General features: G+C 39.7%; 13 protein-coding genes and 1 pseudogene. 1 reads left to right on the top strand and 13 read right to left on the bottom strand.

Features of this window, described 5'->3' with window-relative positions; genetic code table 11:
• Nucleotides 1-10 precede the first annotated feature (10 nt).
• From ABJL82_RS13615 to ABJL82_RS13580, 8 genes are all read right to left on the bottom strand, one after another.
• Complete coding sequence (locus ABJL82_RS13615; protein WP_347275244.1) at nucleotides 11-2,008, bottom strand: proton-conducting transporter membrane subunit; 1,998 nt, start codon at nucleotides 2,006-2,008, stop codon at nucleotides 11-13.
• Nucleotides 2,009-2,014: 6 nt separating this feature from the next.
• Nucleotides 2,015-4,660: a putative inorganic carbon transporter subunit DabA gene (locus tag ABJL82_RS13610; protein ID WP_347275243.1), complete on the bottom strand. Its 2,646-nt coding sequence runs from the start codon at nucleotides 4,658-4,660 to the stop codon at nucleotides 2,015-2,017.
• A gap of 210 nt (nucleotides 4,661-4,870) precedes the next feature.
• Nucleotides 4,871-5,407, bottom strand: a complete 537-nt coding sequence (locus ABJL82_RS13605) for a carbonic anhydrase (RefSeq protein ID WP_347275242.1) — start codon at nucleotides 5,405-5,407, stop codon at nucleotides 4,871-4,873.
• Between the two features lie 36 nt (nucleotides 5,408-5,443).
• Nucleotides 5,444-6,040: a carbonic anhydrase gene (locus tag ABJL82_RS13600; RefSeq protein ID WP_347275241.1), complete on the bottom strand. Its 597-nt coding sequence runs from the start codon at nucleotides 6,038-6,040 to the stop codon at nucleotides 5,444-5,446.
• Between the two features lie 51 nt (nucleotides 6,041-6,091).
• Nucleotides 6,092-6,652 (bottom strand): carbonic anhydrase, encoded by a 561-nt coding sequence (locus ABJL82_RS13595; RefSeq protein WP_347275240.1) that lies wholly within the window; start codon nucleotides 6,650-6,652, stop codon nucleotides 6,092-6,094.
• A gap of 38 nt (nucleotides 6,653-6,690) precedes the next feature.
• Complete coding sequence (locus ABJL82_RS13590; protein ID WP_347275239.1) at nucleotides 6,691-7,281, bottom strand: carbonic anhydrase; 591 nt, start codon at nucleotides 7,279-7,281, stop codon at nucleotides 6,691-6,693.
• A 747-nt stretch (nucleotides 7,282-8,028) separates the two neighbouring features.
• Nucleotides 8,029-8,922, bottom strand: coding sequence for a complex I NDUFA9 subunit family protein (locus tag ABJL82_RS13585; protein WP_347275238.1), 894 nt, complete (start codon nucleotides 8,920-8,922; stop codon nucleotides 8,029-8,031).
• A gap of 5 nt (nucleotides 8,923-8,927) precedes the next feature.
• A complete protein-coding gene (locus tag ABJL82_RS13580) occupies nucleotides 8,928-11,471 on the bottom strand; it encodes a helicase C-terminal domain-containing protein (protein WP_347275237.1) in 2,544 nt (847 codons plus the stop codon).
• A gap of 224 nt (nucleotides 11,472-11,695) precedes the next feature.
• Between ABJL82_RS13580 and ABJL82_RS13575 the strand changes: the two genes are divergently transcribed.
• Nucleotides 11,696-13,228, top strand: coding sequence for an AMP-binding protein (locus tag ABJL82_RS13575; RefSeq protein WP_347275236.1), 1,533 nt, complete (start codon nucleotides 11,696-11,698; stop codon nucleotides 13,226-13,228).
• A 6-nt stretch (nucleotides 13,229-13,234) separates the two neighbouring features.
• Here the strand turns inward: ABJL82_RS13575 and ABJL82_RS13570 are convergent, their stop codons facing one another.
• The 5 genes and pseudogenes from ABJL82_RS13570 to ABJL82_RS13550 form a co-directional block, all read right to left on the bottom strand.
• On the bottom strand, nucleotides 13,235-14,056 hold the full coding sequence (locus ABJL82_RS13570) for an MlaD family protein (RefSeq protein WP_347275235.1): 822 nt from the start codon (nucleotides 14,054-14,056) through the stop codon (nucleotides 13,235-13,237).
• 11 nt (nucleotides 14,057-14,067) lie between these two features.
• The gene (locus tag ABJL82_RS13565; protein ID WP_347275234.1) at nucleotides 14,068-14,811 is read right to left on the bottom strand and encodes an ABC transporter ATP-binding protein; all 744 of its coding nucleotides are present in this window, start codon (nucleotides 14,809-14,811) and stop codon (nucleotides 14,068-14,070) included.
• Complete coding sequence (locus tag ABJL82_RS13560; RefSeq protein WP_347275233.1) at nucleotides 14,811-15,587, bottom strand: ABC transporter permease; 777 nt, start codon at nucleotides 15,585-15,587, stop codon at nucleotides 14,811-14,813. The genes ABJL82_RS13565 and ABJL82_RS13560 overlap by 1 nt, the downstream gene beginning before the upstream one ends.
• A 65-nt stretch (nucleotides 15,588-15,652) precedes the next feature.
• Nucleotides 15,653-16,714 (bottom strand): HD domain-containing phosphohydrolase, encoded by a 1,062-nt coding sequence (locus ABJL82_RS13555; protein WP_347275232.1) that lies wholly within the window; start codon nucleotides 16,712-16,714, stop codon nucleotides 15,653-15,655.
• 58 nt (nucleotides 16,715-16,772) lie between these two features.
• Nucleotides 16,773-16,963, bottom strand: a pseudogene (locus ABJL82_RS13550) (hypothetical protein); the annotation flags it as partial.

Here is a 16,963-nt window from a genome sequence, read left to right as displayed (position 1 = left end):
AGCCTGACTTTTAGGCGTGCTTTTGTACCCATCGGAGATGCAGGGTATCGCGCTTGTAGTGATGCAATACCTGCACTTCGTGTTCAGGAGAGCCGAGGAAGTTGCTGAAATAAAACAGGAAGACCAGAATGGTGTTCAATTTAAGGATAAAAAATCCCTTTATTACCGTATGGGGAGCAATGGTTGCGGCATAATGGACTAGCTGTTCCCAACCCACAAAGGTGCCTAGACCGGGCACACCCACAATGGCAAGTCCCAGAAGGAACAACAGGGCATTTGACAGGGGGGTACGAGAGAGTTGTGCCGTAAAGCTTGTCTGTTTTTCGTTATTTTGTGGGGAAGCGTATGCCGGGTAGCAGGCTAGTCCCACAAAGACAATGGCAAGGATAATCACAGACACACAAGACCACAGGTGTTTTGCGTCCGTGTTTTTTACCAGTTCCAGCCCCTGGACAAGACCTACCGACCAGGCGGAGCATGCAAGGGTCACAAAATACATGACTATTCTGCGGATATTGTAAAAGGAAAGCACGCAGAAACCCACCGCAAGAACAAGTATTAACTCCTCGTTAATATTGAAATAATTCCAGTTGATAATGAATGACATGACGGTGTTCCCGATGCCGTCGCTGGTATATTCAATATTGAAAAGTCTCCTGTTGAGGACGAACATCACGATGCTGAAGGCTACCCATGTCACTGCTACTGCAATGGTGAAACGCCTTGCCGCTTTTTTATCAAAACGCATGTATTTCAGACCAAGAAACTGATCAATAAGGTCTAAGGATCGCGACAAAAAACCGAACTCATTGATCGTGAGTGAGTAAAGCCACTTTCTGAACCGTTCGGGAAGTATGGATTCAAAGTGCTTCCCGGTATTCGTTACCCTGGGTCGTCGTGTCTCCATGGTGTGGTATAGGTGGAACAACGACGGGGTGCGCATAAACTCATAGGTACGGTATATCCCGTGAGATACCACGTGGATTAAAGCAAGTGTGTAAAATCCAAGGAATATTTCTATGTAGATAATGGCCAACTGCGTCGTGGTGGCGTATGCGACGGTATTCTTGGCGTCGGAATGCTGACGGCTCATATGGGTCGTGACAAAGGCAGAAAAAACACAAATGGCAATCGCAAGCGCAATGGCATTGGCAGGATGTGTGAATGTCCACACTTCAGGCCAATATGTGAGAAGCGCCCACTCACGGGGCCACATGCGAAGAAGAAGCAAGATAGGCATATGAGTTGACAGAGAGCCGTAGAAAACCGCACTCGAAGGCGTGGGGCCCTCCATTGCCCGTGGCAGCCATATCCACGGAAAAATACCCGATTTGAAGAAACATGCCACAATCAATAAAAACTTCGCCCACTCGCAGCCATGTTCCTGAATCAATGCCATATTGTTGATGTCGTCAATGTGGAAAAAAAGCAGTAACACTATCAGGGCAAAAAAGAATATATCTCCTAATTCGTAGATGAATATAACCCGCATGCCGTTTTTGAGAGGATTGGGACGGTGTTCATAGAACGCGATCAGAAGCACTGATGAAAGGCCCAGTAGTTCCCAGCCCATGAACAGATAGGTGGTACTGGAACTGAGAATAATAAGCCCCAGGGCCAGTTGAAATATAAAATAAAGTGAAAAGAACTTATGATAATATGCATCGCGATGCAGGTAAAAGAGAGAAAACCGGCCAATTACAGTAACAATTGTTGTCGTGAAGGCCAGAAAAATAGCCGTATAGAGATTCCAATCCACAATGAATGGCCAGCCAATCATACAGAAGGACTCTATGTGAACCGTAGTCGGTTTAAATCCCAGGATACACAAGGAAACGGCAACATGTACAACATCGCTAACCCCTCCCCATGTGACCAGTTTGCGAACCATGTGCTCTTCGATTTCCCGCTTGCTGGAAAAATATTGGATGTTGATTGCAAACACCTTGAGGATGGGAAATAATACAAAGTAATGCGCAAGATAAATAATCAGAGAGTGCTCCACCATATGCTCCTACGTAATCTTTCCAAATAAAAGATGACCCTGTTCGAGGAAAAAACGTGGGTCGTCGCCCTTGTATTCCGGCACACCCACCGTTTCATCGAATGGTACAAAACGTCCTTCCAGCCCGCCTTTCCACAAAAACAGCCTTTCCTGTTCCTGATCGTGGATTGCAAGGGTAATCCAATTGTGTTTTACAAGACACTGAAAGTGTCCGGGTTGACCGGTATAACCAAAGGCCTCGCCAAGTATAGTTTCCATAGTTCCAACCTTACAGCAGACAAGCAGAATTAGCCTGGTAGGCTCGTGAACCTCTACCATCTGCCATGGCAATCCCAACTGCAGGTCGCTATAATGTCCGTTCATTACCCCTACCAGTGATGTAACATTGTGGGGCAGTTTGGTGCCACAGCCGTAGTGTTCGTTATCAATAAAGCTGAAATAGTATTCAAGGCTAATCCCCGCACATACCGGCCCAACTGCGCCAAGTACAGCCCTCAAGGATTTTCCTTCGGGATCTACCTTATAATTATAGGAAACCAAAAATGAACGCCTGTCCATGAAAAGATTCCGCGTCAGATACCGTGGTCCAACAATGGCCATTGCATTGGTGCAGTGTCCGTATTCCGGACGAGGTTGTGTAATATCCATAGCCCGGCCGTGCACATAACTGGCAAAGGCCTTTTCCGACTGGTTTACCCTGACCTCATCAAAGCGCCTGCAGCGTTCTTTTGCATCCAGCGCCGCAGCGCGTCGAATTGTGTCGATGTGCTTTTGCAGGAGTGGTTCTATGGAGTTGGGAAGATCGAAAAAGAGTACCTCGTCGCTGCAGGTATTGTGATATCCGCCGATGAACAGGGTCGAATCCGGGATTATTATACCGTTTTTAGCAAGACCGGCGCGAACTTCTGGTTCGTTGCAAATAGTTGCAAAAAGGCGCGCGTTAGGCGCTCCTCGCCCCCCGGCGCATGCCCCACAATCGTGGGCGGCCTCGTGTGGGTTATTAAGACTACTTGAACCGTGACCAAGTATGAATACATAAGGTGAAAAGTTGTCAGAAAACCCGGAGCCTTTGAGTATTGCCGTGGCTCGGGCAATCCGGCCTTGCAGATCCCACCCTTTTTCATTTTCTTTATTTTCTTTCTTGTAAACCAATCTGGTCCTGGGTTCATATGCCGCCATATACCGCCGCAGCCTGGAGCTGTACTTTGGAGATAGCACGTCCAGAATAAACGGCGGGAAATCCAAAAGGCCGCTGAAAATCGTGTGTGCAAAACCCCCAAAAAGGGTCTTGGATGCTTGAGTAATTGCCCACTGCACCTCCCCGTAAAGTTGCATTTTTTTGGGCATCGCATCCTCAAGCTTCTCTGCTTCTTCGTAGACTTGTACCGACGGTGTTACTAAAGGATGTGGACACATCTTGCGGTAATGTTTTTCCGGTGCACCTTTAAATTTCATATCAAGGCCAAAATGCCCGGCTGCTCCCAGGGTCTCGGCTCCGGCGTCTATTCGCTCCAGATGGCGTCGGAAAGATTCCTCTCGTTCATCTATGCAACAAAGGACCTGATAATTCGGTAGCTTGTATTTAGGTTTTGCCTCAATGGCTACCTCCCGGTATGCAGAGAGGAATTGTCTGTATAAGGTATCCTCATAAGCGCGCTGCCATATCTCCAGGCGATTTTCATCGGTAAGTTGGGTGACTTCCCGGGGAAATGTAACGTCATTTTTTATGCCTAAGGCGCTCACGATAGATGCCACAAAACCGGGATCATACAATGGTATTGGTTTATAGACTGGAATCCTCAGGCTGATAAGCTCACATATAGACTCGATTGCCGCAAGTTCAACGACGAGAATCACAGGTACAACCTCGCTGAATGACGCCTTAATATCATGCCTTGGAATCCAATCCGGCATCTCTTCAAGCGATTTAATTGTTCCTGCCCACCCCTTGTAACGATATAGGGTATGGAACAGGTAGTCGTCCATGTGTTCATCCGGAATGGCCAATCGTTTAAGCAGAAGCGCGGTAGCCTCTTCATAATTATATCGTTTTGCCTCGGAAACAATCCGGTTTAATATCCGGAGAAATTTTGGCCTGAAGAAACCGCTCTTTGAGTAAATTTCACAAAAACAATGCCACAACCCTTTCTCCCGGTTTGACATAGGCCAATAGGCAAGGCCAAGATCGAAATAAGAGGGGAAAAAACGAAAGAGAACCGGTTCCATCAGCTCGTCGATGTTCCGGTTGTGAGTAATTTGTACCGCTTCTTTGTAATACCCAGGCCGTTGATATGAAGTGTCATTTACGAACTGCTTAATCCTGCTGTCTGGTGTAGGACGAAGCTGAGGCTTATTAGTCATGAGCGTAAAAAGCATATCAGGCTTTATAGAAAGTATATGGCGCCTGATATATTCTTCTATCTCTTTCTTAAGGGCATCCGCAGTAATACGACCTCGTTCAAACGCCAGGAGGAATTCTTCTTCAGACATAAACGCTTTTGCCCCATAAATACGTCCCGCCTGTTTAACCCCTTCAAAGAAGTCGTATGTTTCGAAATGGTGAATGGTATTGTGGTGAACAAAATATGGGAGTGGGCCCTGTTCGGGCATCAGATGTTTTGCGTGTTTTATTGCATGCTCTATTTTATCAGACATTATCAACTATGATGAAAAAAATCCCGGAGTTCCTTAACTATTTTCAGATGTATAATAAAACATTTAAAGCACACAAGCCAGTGCAATGTTTTTTGTGTGTTTACTACATACTTTTACTATGAAATTAGGCTGCCTTTGATAGCAAATTTATTTTGCTGTTGATGTTTAATATAGAGACGCATCCAATGTGTCTCTACAAAATAAAGGATACTATAGTACCTTTTCAAATTGAACGCCCTCTTGTGTCAAAGTCTCAAGATACAGATCTACCCGCAACACAGGAAACTTTTCTATAATGAGTTGTCTTGCCTTTTTTAAATCGGTGGTGAGATATACGTATTCCGCTATCTCAGAACCGAATGCCGCATAACCGCCGTACCCTCCACAGTCCCTGTGTGCAATAATAACTACCTGGTCCGTCAGATGGAAATTTACAAATTTGGTAATTTTGCTAAAAACTATTTCTCGTGTAGAAGGATTCACAAGATTATATATACTTCCAGGTATTGAGATATGATTGTATTTGCCTTCTATTCCTAAATTTTTGTTTATAAACTCCTGATTCGCAAATGCAAACCGGTAATCTATACAGGTAATCACAAGTGTATCACCTTCACCTATATCATCTCCCCTATCAACAGTAACAATTGTTTTTACATTATTTAATAAAAGTGTTTCTTTTCCGTAACAACCTAGAAATATGATTAACGTACAAAAAACACATGCTAGTTTTAAAAGCTGTTTCATCAATATTATTTATTATAAAGTTCGATAAATACTATATTACAAAATTTGCTCATACTCAACTATTCTTATTCCATCACTATCTATTATACGGCCATAAAACAAATATACTTCCAAATTGCTAAATCTTAATCTCATAAGCCTCCTTGCCTTTTTGAGATCCTTTGTTATTGTTTTATATTCTTCTTCATGGCTGCTAAAGACATTCTCACCTCCGTAACCTATACAATCTTCGTGTGCTAATATAACGACACGTTTTACTTGATGTAATCGTACAGAAATGCCAAATGTATCCATCACAAGCTTTCTTGTTTCTTTATTTAGCATATTACGTATAGAACCGGGGATTGAAAAGTAATCATAATCCCCTTTTAATCCAATTTTTTCATTTATAAGTTCCTGTGTTGCTTTGGCAAACCTGAAATCGCTACAATTTATTACCATTGTACTACACCAATGCTTTTTATCTTCAAAGAAATGCTCGTAGTTTATATCTCTACTCTTATTTTTAGTAAAAGATGTTTTCTTTTCGCCATTAGAATCACCCGATGCTATAGCGTTATTATTCACAAAGGAGCATTGAAAAATCATGAATAATGTTATTGCTATTATAACTATATATTTTTTCTTCACCACTACACCAACACCTGTTTTTTTAACTATTTAACTGTTAATGTAACTCATTTATTAAAAAATAGATTTATTTATCTTTTCAAATTGAACACCTTCTTTTGTTAAAGTCTCAAGGTACAAATCAACCTGCAATGTAGGAAACTTTTCAATAAGTATTTGTCCCGCCCTTTTTAAATCAGTGGTGAGATATATGTATTCCGCTACCTTGGAACTAAACGCGGAAGTTCCACCATATCCCCCGCAATCCCTATGTCCAATAACAATTATTCTCTTTATCAGGTGGAAATTTACAAATCGGGTAATTTTACTAAATACAATTTCTTGTGTGGAAGGATTCACAAGATTATATATACTGCCTGGTATTGAGATATGATCGTAGTTGCCTTCTATCCCCAAATTTTTGTTTATAAATTCCTGGTTAGCAAATGCAAACCGGTAATCTATACAGGTAAACACCAAAGTATCACAGTCGCTTCGTTCTTCTATTTCTTCTTCATCAAGCTCAATAACTGTTTTTGCATCTTTAAATAAAGGTATTTCCTTTTTGGAACAACCTGTATGGGCAATGAGCACTACTATGCAAAAAATATATAATTTTCTTAAAAAGTGTTTCATCAATATATTATCTTCAATAAAGTTCGATAAATACTCTATTACAAAATTTGTTCATATTCAACGCTTCTCTTACCTTCACGGTTTATTAACCTGCCATAGAATAAATATACCTCTAAATCTCTAAATCTTAATCTCATTATTCTCCTTGCTTTTCTCAAATCTTTTCTTATCGTTTTAAACTCCTCTTCATGGCTGCTAAAGGTCTCTCTACCTCCATAACCTATACAATCTTCATGCGCTATAATAACAACACATTTTACGTGATGTAACAGTACGGATATACCAAATTCTTCCATTACAAGTTTTATTGTTTCTTTATTTAAAATATTACGTATAGAACCGGGTATTGAAAAGTAATCATAATCTCCTTTTAATCCCATTCTTTCATTTATTAGTCCCTGTGTTGCTTTGGCAAACCTGAAATCGCTACAATTTATTACCATTGTACTACACCAATGCTTTTTCTCTTTAAAGAAATGCTCGTAGTTTATATCTCTGCTCTTATTTCTCGTAAAAGGTAGAACCTTTTCGCTTTCCGACTCATTTGAGGCGATAGCGCTATTATTCACGAAGGAGCATTGAAAAATCATGAACAACATTGCTGCTATAAATACATATTTTTTTTTCACAAGTATACCAACCCCTTTTTTTATCTAATGCTGATTTGTACACCACAAAATGACATTCATTGCCATTTCGCATAAATTATGCCAATATAATAAAAAATATATAAGTCAATAGCGTATAGTATGTTAACTGTTTTAGCATTCATTTTACTTATAATGAATAATTTGCTTTAAATAGGCAAAATTGGATTATTTAAACCAATATAAAAACACTCAGTCTTAAACTCCTGTGATGTTGAAACAACCCTGACAGGGTTTGAAACCCTGTCAGGGTTAATTGTCACTCTTTGGAATTTTAACGTTAAAATTTATATTTAAAAACCACCTTTTATCAGTTTGAGGTTTTGTCCTGTTCTTTTTAAAAACAATTATTCTTATGGTATTTATTATATAATTATTTATTTAAAATAAACCGTAATCTTATTAAGCTGATTGTTTAAAACTATGTTATTTGTAAATAAACATTTATAAAATAAAGACTTAAATATGTTTTTTTATTGTAAAATACCTGTGTTTTACCTACATATAAAAATTATGTACTACACTTAAGAATAAAAAGGTCTCGTGTGGGTGTAAATTATATACATATCAATAAACAATAAATTTACATCATAAATGAGAGTTTTTGGTAACACTTTATTTTTTTTTAAACCTCATTTAAATTAGTAACTTTTTTTAAATCTGTGCAATCTGTGTAATCGGTGGTTCCCACTTTGTATTTCTCATTTGTTTGATTATGGCTATGCCAATTCAGTAAAGGTACCTTGAAATACCTTCCTTAAGATAGATAGGGTTTATTTTAAAATGGTCGAAAAAGGGTTTTTCATCGCAGGTATTTCCTTCCAGCAACATTGTTATTTGATCTTTTGTTACGGGAAAGGCAGGTATCCAATCTAACATTTCAGCCAAAGTGTTCATAATCCAGACAGGAATATGAATTTTATAGGGAGGTAAACAAAGTACTTTTCCGATAATATTAATAACGTCATTAAATTCAATTTTTTCTGGCCCTCCTACTTCATACAATTTTCCAAACGTGTCTCTTCTTTCTATCGAGTCAACAAACGCGTCAACAACATTTTCAACGGCTACCGGTTGCAGTTTATATTTACCGTCTCCGATTACGGGGATAAATTGCTGAATTTTCAACATGCCTGCAAAGGTATTTACAAACTTGTCTTCATTACCAAATATGATAGATGGACGGAAAATAGTATAATCAAGCCCGCTCTTCCTTATACATTCTTCCGCCAGAAATTTTGTTTGTTGATACAGCGTCTTTCCTTCCGGCTTTGCCCCTAAAGCGCTCATTTGTATAAATCTGTCAACACCTTGTTTTTTCGCCTCTCTTATTAGATTATGTGTCCCTTCATAGTGAAGTTTTTCGAAAGTAACCCCTTTTCCAGGTATTTCCCTGATAATACCAACAATATTAATTACTGCTTCACAATCAGCTATAACGTTTTCAAGACAAGGCGGGTCTGTAATATCGCCATTTACAACTTCTATATGGTTGATATATTGTCCCAATTTATGTTCAGAGCCTTTTCTTACCAGGCATTTTACTTTATATTTATTTTCAAGTAGCTCTTTTAACAACTGTTTTCCAACAAAACCGGTACTGCCCGTCAAAAAGATTTTCATACTATTTACCTCCTCTTAAAAAAATTCTCCAGCTCTTTAAACACGTGTTCCTTGTTTTCTTTTATGCATTTTGCCTTCGGGAGTGATTTAATAAAGACTTTACCATAACTTTTTGTAGCGATACGTCTATCAAATATAAATACCACACCTCTGTCTTCCTTACTTCTTATCAATCTTCCAAATCCTTGTTTTAGTTTTAACACTGCAATGGGCAGTGAATAATCGTAAAATGAGTTGCCCCCCTTCATCTCAATAGCCTCTGTTCTTGCTTCAATAATGGGTTCATTTGGCACTTTAAAAGGCAAACGGGTAATAATAACGCACTCCAGCGCATCTCCTTTTACATCAATACCTTCCCAAAAACTATCTGTGGCGAATAATATCGATGTTTTGTCATTTTTAAATGTTTCAAGTAAGTTGTGTCTGTTGTCTTCTCCCTGCTTTAAACAGGTATAACCTTGTCCGGTAAAATATGGTTTCAGCATATCAAATATATCGTTAAGGAGTCGGTACGATGTAAATAATACAAGTGAACGCCCATCTGTAATAGTGATTAATTTACATAAATTTTCTACCAAATCTTTTTTATAATGCGAGTCATCCGGGTCAGAGATGTCTGTTGGTATACATATCATAGATTGAGATTGATAATCAAAGGGGGAGCTAAGAATCAGTTCTGTAATCCTTTTTTCCGGAAGTAAATGAAGTCCCGTATTCTTTTGATAAAAAGTAAAGGTGTTATCTATGGTTAATGTAGCAGAGGTTAATATAATCGTCCGGTAATTATCAAACAGGCATGCCTTTAAGGCATCGGAAATATCTATTGGCGCAGTGCATAATTTTATGAAGAAATTATCGTTGTATCTTCTTAATTCAATCCATCTGCACAGATTTTCTTCAGAACGGATAAAAGAATAGAGATCAATTTTTGCTGTATTCAGGCGGGTTTTACATGAGGTTATGTCTATGAACTGAGACGACAAAATATCCCGTGACTCTTTATCAAGTCTTTCAATTGCAGCAATTAACTTATTTAATAAAATTACGAAGCTATGTATTTCCGTGCATAGACGCCGTATTTTATTTTCAATACAATCTGACCACAATGGTGTGGAGAGTAGTTCGTTAGTGACTCGTAGTTTGAGTTCTAAGCCGTTTTCAAAAATTTTATTATTAACATAGCTATTTACAGACTCAAAAATATCGGAAAAAGTATTGGTAACACACGCGTAAATTTCTATCCGCATGTCAAGTAATTGAGGATAAATTCCTTCCGTAATATCTACGGTAATATCCTTGTTACATTGAAAATCAACATCTTTAAGTTTATTTTTAAGAAACGGCAAAAGCCCCTTTTTATTATCCTTTTGATTAACAAGCTTTCCCAAAGGTTTTAAAATCCTCATTCTTGAGAAAGACAGACCTATATTAGAGGTTGCGACAGACTCCAGATTATGCGCTTCATCTATTATAATCCTCTTAAATGGCGGCAGTATTGCAGTTGAATCATAACCCCTGGTTTCTTTCCTTAAGATTAAATCAGCCATCAAAAGATGGTGATTTATCACTAGTATATCTGCACTTGCCGCATTCCGCCTTGCAGAATAAAAAAAACATTTATTATAAAAATTACACTTTAACCGTGTACATTGGTCTGCCTCAGACTGAACCATTTCCCAGACATTGTCATTAACAAGAAAGTTCAGGTCTGCTTTGCTTCCATCCCTTGTTTTTTCCGCCCATGACAGTATATGTATTAATTGTTTTTTTTCCCTTTCCTCAACAAGCATATCGCCTTCAAACTGCAAGTTCTGTGTTTTCCTTAAACAAATATAATTGTTTCTTCCCTTAACAAGGACGCTTTTAAAGTCGGGAATATTTTCTATCTTTAATGTAGGGATATCCTTGTACATCAACTGTTCCTGCAGGTTTATTGTATTTGTGGAGATAACCACCCTTTCCTTATTTTTCACGCTCCAGAATATTGCAGGAAGGAGGTATGCCAGTGATTTTCCCGTTCCGGTGCCTGCTTCAATTGTTGCAACTTTGTCATTATTGAAGGCATCTGATACCGATGTAAGCATATCTACCTGCGATTCCCGGTATTCGTAACCAGGGATAGTAACAGACAATATTCCGCCTGGGCGTAATAAATTTGACAACATCACACAATCCAGTTTTTCATAAGGATGTTCTTTCTCAATTTTCACCACAGGGTATAAGTATTCTACCTCATTATTGATAATGTAAAATCCTGCGCCGAGGGAACCCATTTCGGAAGCAACTTCAATATCCTCTTCAGAAGGGGTAAGATTTCCGTTAGGGTGATTATGGATAATAACCTCTCCATGCTTTACATCCCGAAGAATGGCAGGCACAGCATTTTTATTTCCCATAGCATACACATCGATATCGGCTATCATATAATTCCCATCAGGTTTCCCGATGAAAAAGACCTCATTCCCCCCTGCATTGGAAATAGCTTCTTTTATTGCGGATAGTGTGTCCTGTATAATAAAGTCTTTTGCAAACCATTTTGTGGTATTCATATGTTGAAAATATAAATCAAGTATTTAGAATAAACAACGAAAAACAGATACAATATGTTTAACGTAATGTATTAAATAATTGACTCCAATTATAGAAACATTAAAATATGAACAAAACTTTCCTCTCGTTCCCAAGTTCCGACTTTGGAACGAGAATGGCGTACGAAGTACTATTTTAAATAGTATTTCGTAAATCCCAAATCGTAAATCTAAAAGGAATATTAATGATTTTAAAAAGTTTTATAACCACAGCAAAAAATAATTTTAATAAAACGGTTTTCTTCGATTCGTTTGGGATATCACTTACCTTCGGGCAGACCCTTACAGGCGGCATTCTTTTGTCAAAATATATTCGCGACATGGAAGGTGAAAATATTGGCGTTGTATTCCCCCCTTCAATCGGAGGCGCTTTGGCAAATGTAGCGACAGCCTTTGCCGGAAAGGTACCTGTAGGATTGAATTTCGTTGCAAGCAAAGAAGAGCAGGATTACGTTTTGAAAATGTGCGACGTACGCTCTATACTGACCTCTAAGGTTTTTATTGAAAAAGCAGGCATACCTTTCGACAAAAGAATGGTTTTTATCGAGGACATAAAAAACAACATTTCAAAGAAAAAAAAGATACTGACGTACCTTGCATGTAAATTCAGATCAAAAGATTCTCTCTTTCAGGAATTTTCAGCTTGCGATCTACCGGAGAAAAATGCGGTTATACTTTTTACCTCAGGGTCAGAATCCCATCCGAAAGGCGTGCCTCTGACAAGCCAAAATGTCTATACAACCATACAGAACATTTCTACCATATTTGATCCTATTCCAGAAGACGTCTTTCTGGGTGCCATGCCTTTTTTCCATGTATTTGGCTTTGTCGTATGTTTATGGTTGCCATTATTAAAGGGACTTGGCGTAGTATTCCATCCAAACCCTACGGAATATGAAAAGCTGGGGAGGATAGTACATGATAAAAAGGTTACTATCGTGCTGGGCACGAGCACCCTGTATCGTGGTTTTGTGAAAAAGTGGCACAAAGAACAGACCTCCAGTATACGTCTTGCGTATGCCGGTGCGGAAAAATTAAACAGTGTAGTTAGGGAAAAATTTCAGGAAAAGTTTGGTATACCTATTTATGAAGCGTATGGCACTACGGAGAGCTGCGCCTGCATCAGCGCAAATAAGGCGCATGATTTCCGGCATGGAAGCGTGGGAAAACTCTTGCCAAATATTAACTGTAAAATCGTAGATGCTGAAACATATCGTGAAGTGCCACAAGGAGAGGAAGGCTTAATACTTGTGAGGGGCCCTAATTTAATGAAAGGTTATTATAATTCCCCGGAATTGACGGAGAGTGCCTTTCATGAAGGATATTACATAACAGGCGACATCGGAAAATTTAATAACGGCTTTTTATACATTACCGATCGCCTGAAAAGGTTTGCCAAGATTGGCGGAGAAATGGTGTCCCTTTCCCATATTGAGGATAAGTTATCCTGCATTTTAGATGAAATAACAGAGGGAGAAAAAAGAAACTGTGCCGTAGTAAACATCCCGCATGCACAAAAGGGTGAGCAGATTGTGGCGTTCGTTGTCCACCCAAACCCTGATAAACTTTCGTTGAACGCCGCACTTGATAAACATGGCATTACAAAGCTTTCACAGCCAGATCACTATCTCCACATAGACGCCATTCCCTTGCTTTCCACAGGAAAGGTTGATTACAAAACGTTAAAGCAATTGGCATTGCTGCAAGTAGTACCTTAAAAAATGTTATTGAGTGGTATTTGTTTTCCCCTTTTCAATACTCTTCCGGATGACATTTCGCAGGATACGGCTTCTTTCTGCGCCTCCCAAAAGACTTTTCATATTGTCGTACAATTCAGGGTCTGCAATCAATGCCCCAAGTGTGCCCTCGCCCTCCGCTACTTTTGCAATAATTTCATTAAACGAGCCAGAGGCGGTAATTAAATTATCCATGAGGAGCCTTCCCCGCACGTCATAAATTAATGCATTTAAAAGACCCGTACTCTCCCTGAAATTGATAATGCTTTCATTCAGCGAAAGCGATACGCTGTTTAAGGTCTCCGCGAGTCTTCCTTCCTCCAGTTTGTTAAAGAATTGAGCGATAGATTTTATAGCATGGGTTCCACTTTCAATGGCAGAGGTATAGTCTATAGGCTCTGCGCCTTTAATGGTATCGCCCTCCTTTATAATATGTCCGGTACAGTCTTTTGAAGATATTTCCACGTATGAATCGCCCGTAACATAACTGAGCCATTTTATGGCTGCCACGGAATCTGTCAGGATATTTTTTTGAACGGCTTTATCCACTTGCAGCACCACTTCAATTCCATTGCATGATAACTCATCTGGGAGAATAATGTCTTTGACCTGGCCTACCGTTACTCCCATAAAACGCACCGGAACACCCTTTTGCAGTCCGTATACATGGAGAAACCGTGCCTTCAGTGTAATATGGGGTTTAAAATATCCCTTTTGTGAACCAAGGATAAACAACGCCGCTCCAAGGCATATCAACGTGATAATAGTAAAAACTCCCGCCCGTAATTCGGCAATGTGTTCTTTATGCATACTTTCTCCTTTTACAAACAGATGTTGCTGCTGATAAAGTCCTTTACTTCCTTTAAAGGGCATGATGCTATTTCCTGCCAGGTTCCAACAACGATGATTTTTCCCTCATGAAGCATTGCGATACGGTCTGATACCGTTTTCACGCAATGGAGATCATGGGTAACAACGATGGTCGTGATGCCAAGTTTTTTCTGTAATTCCATAATAAGAACATTAATGCGTTGCGCAGTTATGGGGTCCAGGCCTGTAGTGGGTTCATCATATAAAATAATCTCCGGGTCAGTGGCGATAGCCCTTGCCAGTCCGACCCTCTTTTTCATGCCGCCGCTCAATTCTTCCGGCATTTTTGACTCAATGCCTTTAAGGCCTACCAGTTGTAATTTTTCTGAAACGCGGGACCTGATTTCGGCTTCTGAAAGATGAAGGTGTTCCCGGAGCGGATATGCAATATTCTCAAATACGGTTAATGAATCAAACAATGCCGCCCCCTGAAACAGCATTCCCACATGAACCCGTAATTTAATTAATGCATCTTCATTCATTTGTGCAACGTTTTTACCCATAACAAAGATATCGCCTTTATCCGGCTTTATTAAGCCGATAAGTTCTTTCAAAAGAACACTTTTCCCCGTCCCGCTTGCGCCGAGGAGCGATATGATTTCCCCTTCCTGTACAGAAAGATTTATATCATTAAGAACGGGATGACTGTTAAATGATTTATAGAGATTTTTAATTTCAATTATGGGTTTTTTCATCAGAAGACCATAAGAAACAATTTTGTGAGAAAGAAATCTGCGATTAGGATGGAAATCGAGATTGTTACCACAGAAATGGTGGTGGAACGCCCCACGCCGGTAGTACCCCCTGATGTTTTAAGCCCGAAATAACAGCCAATAACGGCAATAAGCAGTCCAAAAAAGACTGTTTTGCCAATGCCGCTCAGGAAATCAGAGATGGTAATCGTGGTTAAAATTGAATTAATATAGAAAATATGGTCGATATCCAGTTCAAAGGTTGCAATTATGAGTCCGCCAAAAATACCAATAAAATCCGCAGTAACCGTGAGTAGGGGCAGTGTAATCAATCCGGCGAATATTTTCGGAGACACCAATTTCTTTATGGGGCTTGCGCCTAAAGCCCGCATGGCGTCAATTTGCTCTGTTACCTGCATCGAACCGATTTCTGCTGCAATGCCTGAACCGATACGCGCCCCCACCATAATAGAGGTGAGAACCGGACCTAGTTCCCTCACAATAGAAAGGGAAACAACGCTTCCCACATACATCTCTGCTCCGTACATGCGCAATCCGTAAATTGTCTGGAGCGACATGACCATGCCGGTAAACAAGGCAATGATATTTACAAGCAGAAATGAACCGGCGCCAAAATTGTCAATTTCCTTCAGGAGCAGCTTCAGATTAAAAGGCGGCAGAAAAATGCCCCAAAACCCTTTGAAGGCCAGCAACGTTACCTGTCCCATTGAAAGGAGAAACTTTTTAACTGTATGGTCGATGGAAATGAGAACGTTCATTTATAAAAGTATGAGAAGCGTAGGGTAATAGATCGGTATTTTATAAGGGTTTTTAAAAAAAAGACTCATCTGGACGAACTGTCCGGCACATGGTGTTCGTTTGATGTGAGGATTTCAACAACATTTGAATCAAACTGTATATCGGCATGTATTACCAATTCTTTCCTGGCGCTTAATGGGTCTCTCGCATTACGATAAGGACGTTCTGACAGTAATGCATCATACGCATCCGCAACAGCGACAATCCTTGCTTCCAGAGGTACTGCGGTGCCTTTCAGTCCATCAGGATAACCACTGCCGTCTAAATGCTCATGGTGATATCTGATAATATTAATGACTGTACTATTTTTAATAATGGGCGTTAAGATGCGCACTCCGATGGATACATGGGTTTTAATATGATCGTATTCTTCTTTCGTCAAACCGCCTTTTTTGCCTAAGATGGATTCTTTGATGCCTATTTTCCCGATATCATGCAATAAACTCCCTAGTTTTACATCCTCTATGAATACTTCCGGCAGTGACATCTTCTGGCAAATGTATGTGGCATATTCGGCGACACGCCTTGAGTGACCCTCAGTATATTTATCCTTTACTTCAAGCGCAAATACCAGGGACTTAATGGAATCCAGAAAGAAATCCTGTATATATTTCGTTTGTTCAGCCACCTTCTGTTCGAGCTTTGAGTTCCATTCTTTAAGAGCTTCGTTTTGAGACTGTATGAGCTTGTTCAACCGTCCCAATTCTCTTTGCATGTTGAAATATTCTAGGCCCTGATTTACCGTGACCAAAAGTTCGATATTGTTCCACGGTTTTGTAATAAACCGGTAAACCTCTCCGTCGTTTATTGCCTTTATTGCCAGATCAATATCGGCGTATCCTGTCAGCATGATCCGGATAGTTTCCGGTGAAATCTTTTTGGCCTCATCAAGAAATTTTATGCCGTCCATGCCGGGCATTCTGTAATCGGAGATCACCATGTGAATATCCTTATCCTTTATAATTTCCAAACCCTTTTTGCCGGCATCTGCAAAAAAAACTGTGCAGCCCAGATCATCCAGCAACCTTCCTAATGAATTAAGGATATTTTCTTCGTCGTCTACAATAAGTAATGTGTTTTGTTTCATCTTAGGGCACCTCTCATTGGCCATTCCCGTGTAAAGGGGAATCCTGTTCTTTCGTTTTTTATTCCAGACCAAATACCTGACTATTGCGTATACTGTAATATGAAAAAGCCTGTTTTACGGCACCTAATATTTCGCTATTGTTCCATGGTTTTGTGAAGAAGCGGTATACACCGCCCTCGTTTTTTGCCCTCACGACAACATCCAGGTCGGCATATCCGGTTAGCATAAACTTGACCGCATCCGGCGATA

Source organism: Candidatus Kuenenia sp. (assembly GCF_039794105.1).
GTDB lineage: Bacteria > Planctomycetota > Brocadiia > Brocadiales > Brocadiaceae > Kuenenia.
The sequence above is the reverse complement of the archived record's forward strand: the minus strand, read 5'-3'. Positions and strand labels throughout refer to the sequence as shown.

What these genes read in the sequence shown, in the direction of transcription:
- ABJL82_RS13580 (WP_347275237.1), bottom strand. Translation starts at nt 11,471, where the DNA reads ATGAATACCACAAAATGGTTTGCAAAAGACTTTATTATACAGGACACA.
- ABJL82_RS13560 (WP_347275233.1), bottom strand. Translation starts at nt 15,587, where the DNA reads ATGAACGTTCTCATTTCCATCGACCATACAGTTAAAAAGTTTCTCCTT.
- ABJL82_RS13595 (WP_347275240.1), bottom strand. Translation starts at nt 6,652, where the DNA reads ATGAAACACTTTTTAAGAAAATTATATATTTTTTGCATAGTAGTGCTC.
- ABJL82_RS13585 (WP_347275238.1), bottom strand. Translation starts at nt 8,922, where the DNA reads ATGAAAATCTTTTTGACGGGCAGTACCGGTTTTGTTGGAAAACAGTTG.
- ABJL82_RS13615 (WP_347275244.1), bottom strand. Translation starts at nt 2,008, where the DNA reads ATGGTGGAGCACTCTCTGATTATTTATCTTGCGCATTACTTTGTATTA.
- ABJL82_RS13610 (WP_347275243.1), bottom strand. Translation starts at nt 4,660, where the DNA reads ATGTCTGATAAAATAGAGCATGCAATAAAACACGCAAAACATCTGATG.
- ABJL82_RS13605 (WP_347275242.1), bottom strand. Translation starts at nt 5,407, where the DNA reads ATGAAACAGCTTTTAAAACTAGCATGTGTTTTTTGTACGTTAATCATA.
- ABJL82_RS13575 (WP_347275236.1), top strand. Translation starts at nt 11,696, where the DNA reads ATGATTTTAAAAAGTTTTATAACCACAGCAAAAAATAATTTTAATAAA.
- ABJL82_RS13565 (WP_347275234.1), bottom strand. Translation starts at nt 14,811, where the DNA reads ATGAAAAAACCCATAATTGAAATTAAAAATCTCTATAAATCATTTAAC.
- ABJL82_RS13555 (WP_347275232.1), bottom strand. Translation starts at nt 16,714, where the DNA reads ATGAAACAAAACACATTACTTATTGTAGACGACGAAGAAAATATCCTT.
- ABJL82_RS13570 (WP_347275235.1), bottom strand. Translation starts at nt 14,056, where the DNA reads ATGCATAAAGAACACATTGCCGAATTACGGGCGGGAGTTTTTACTATT.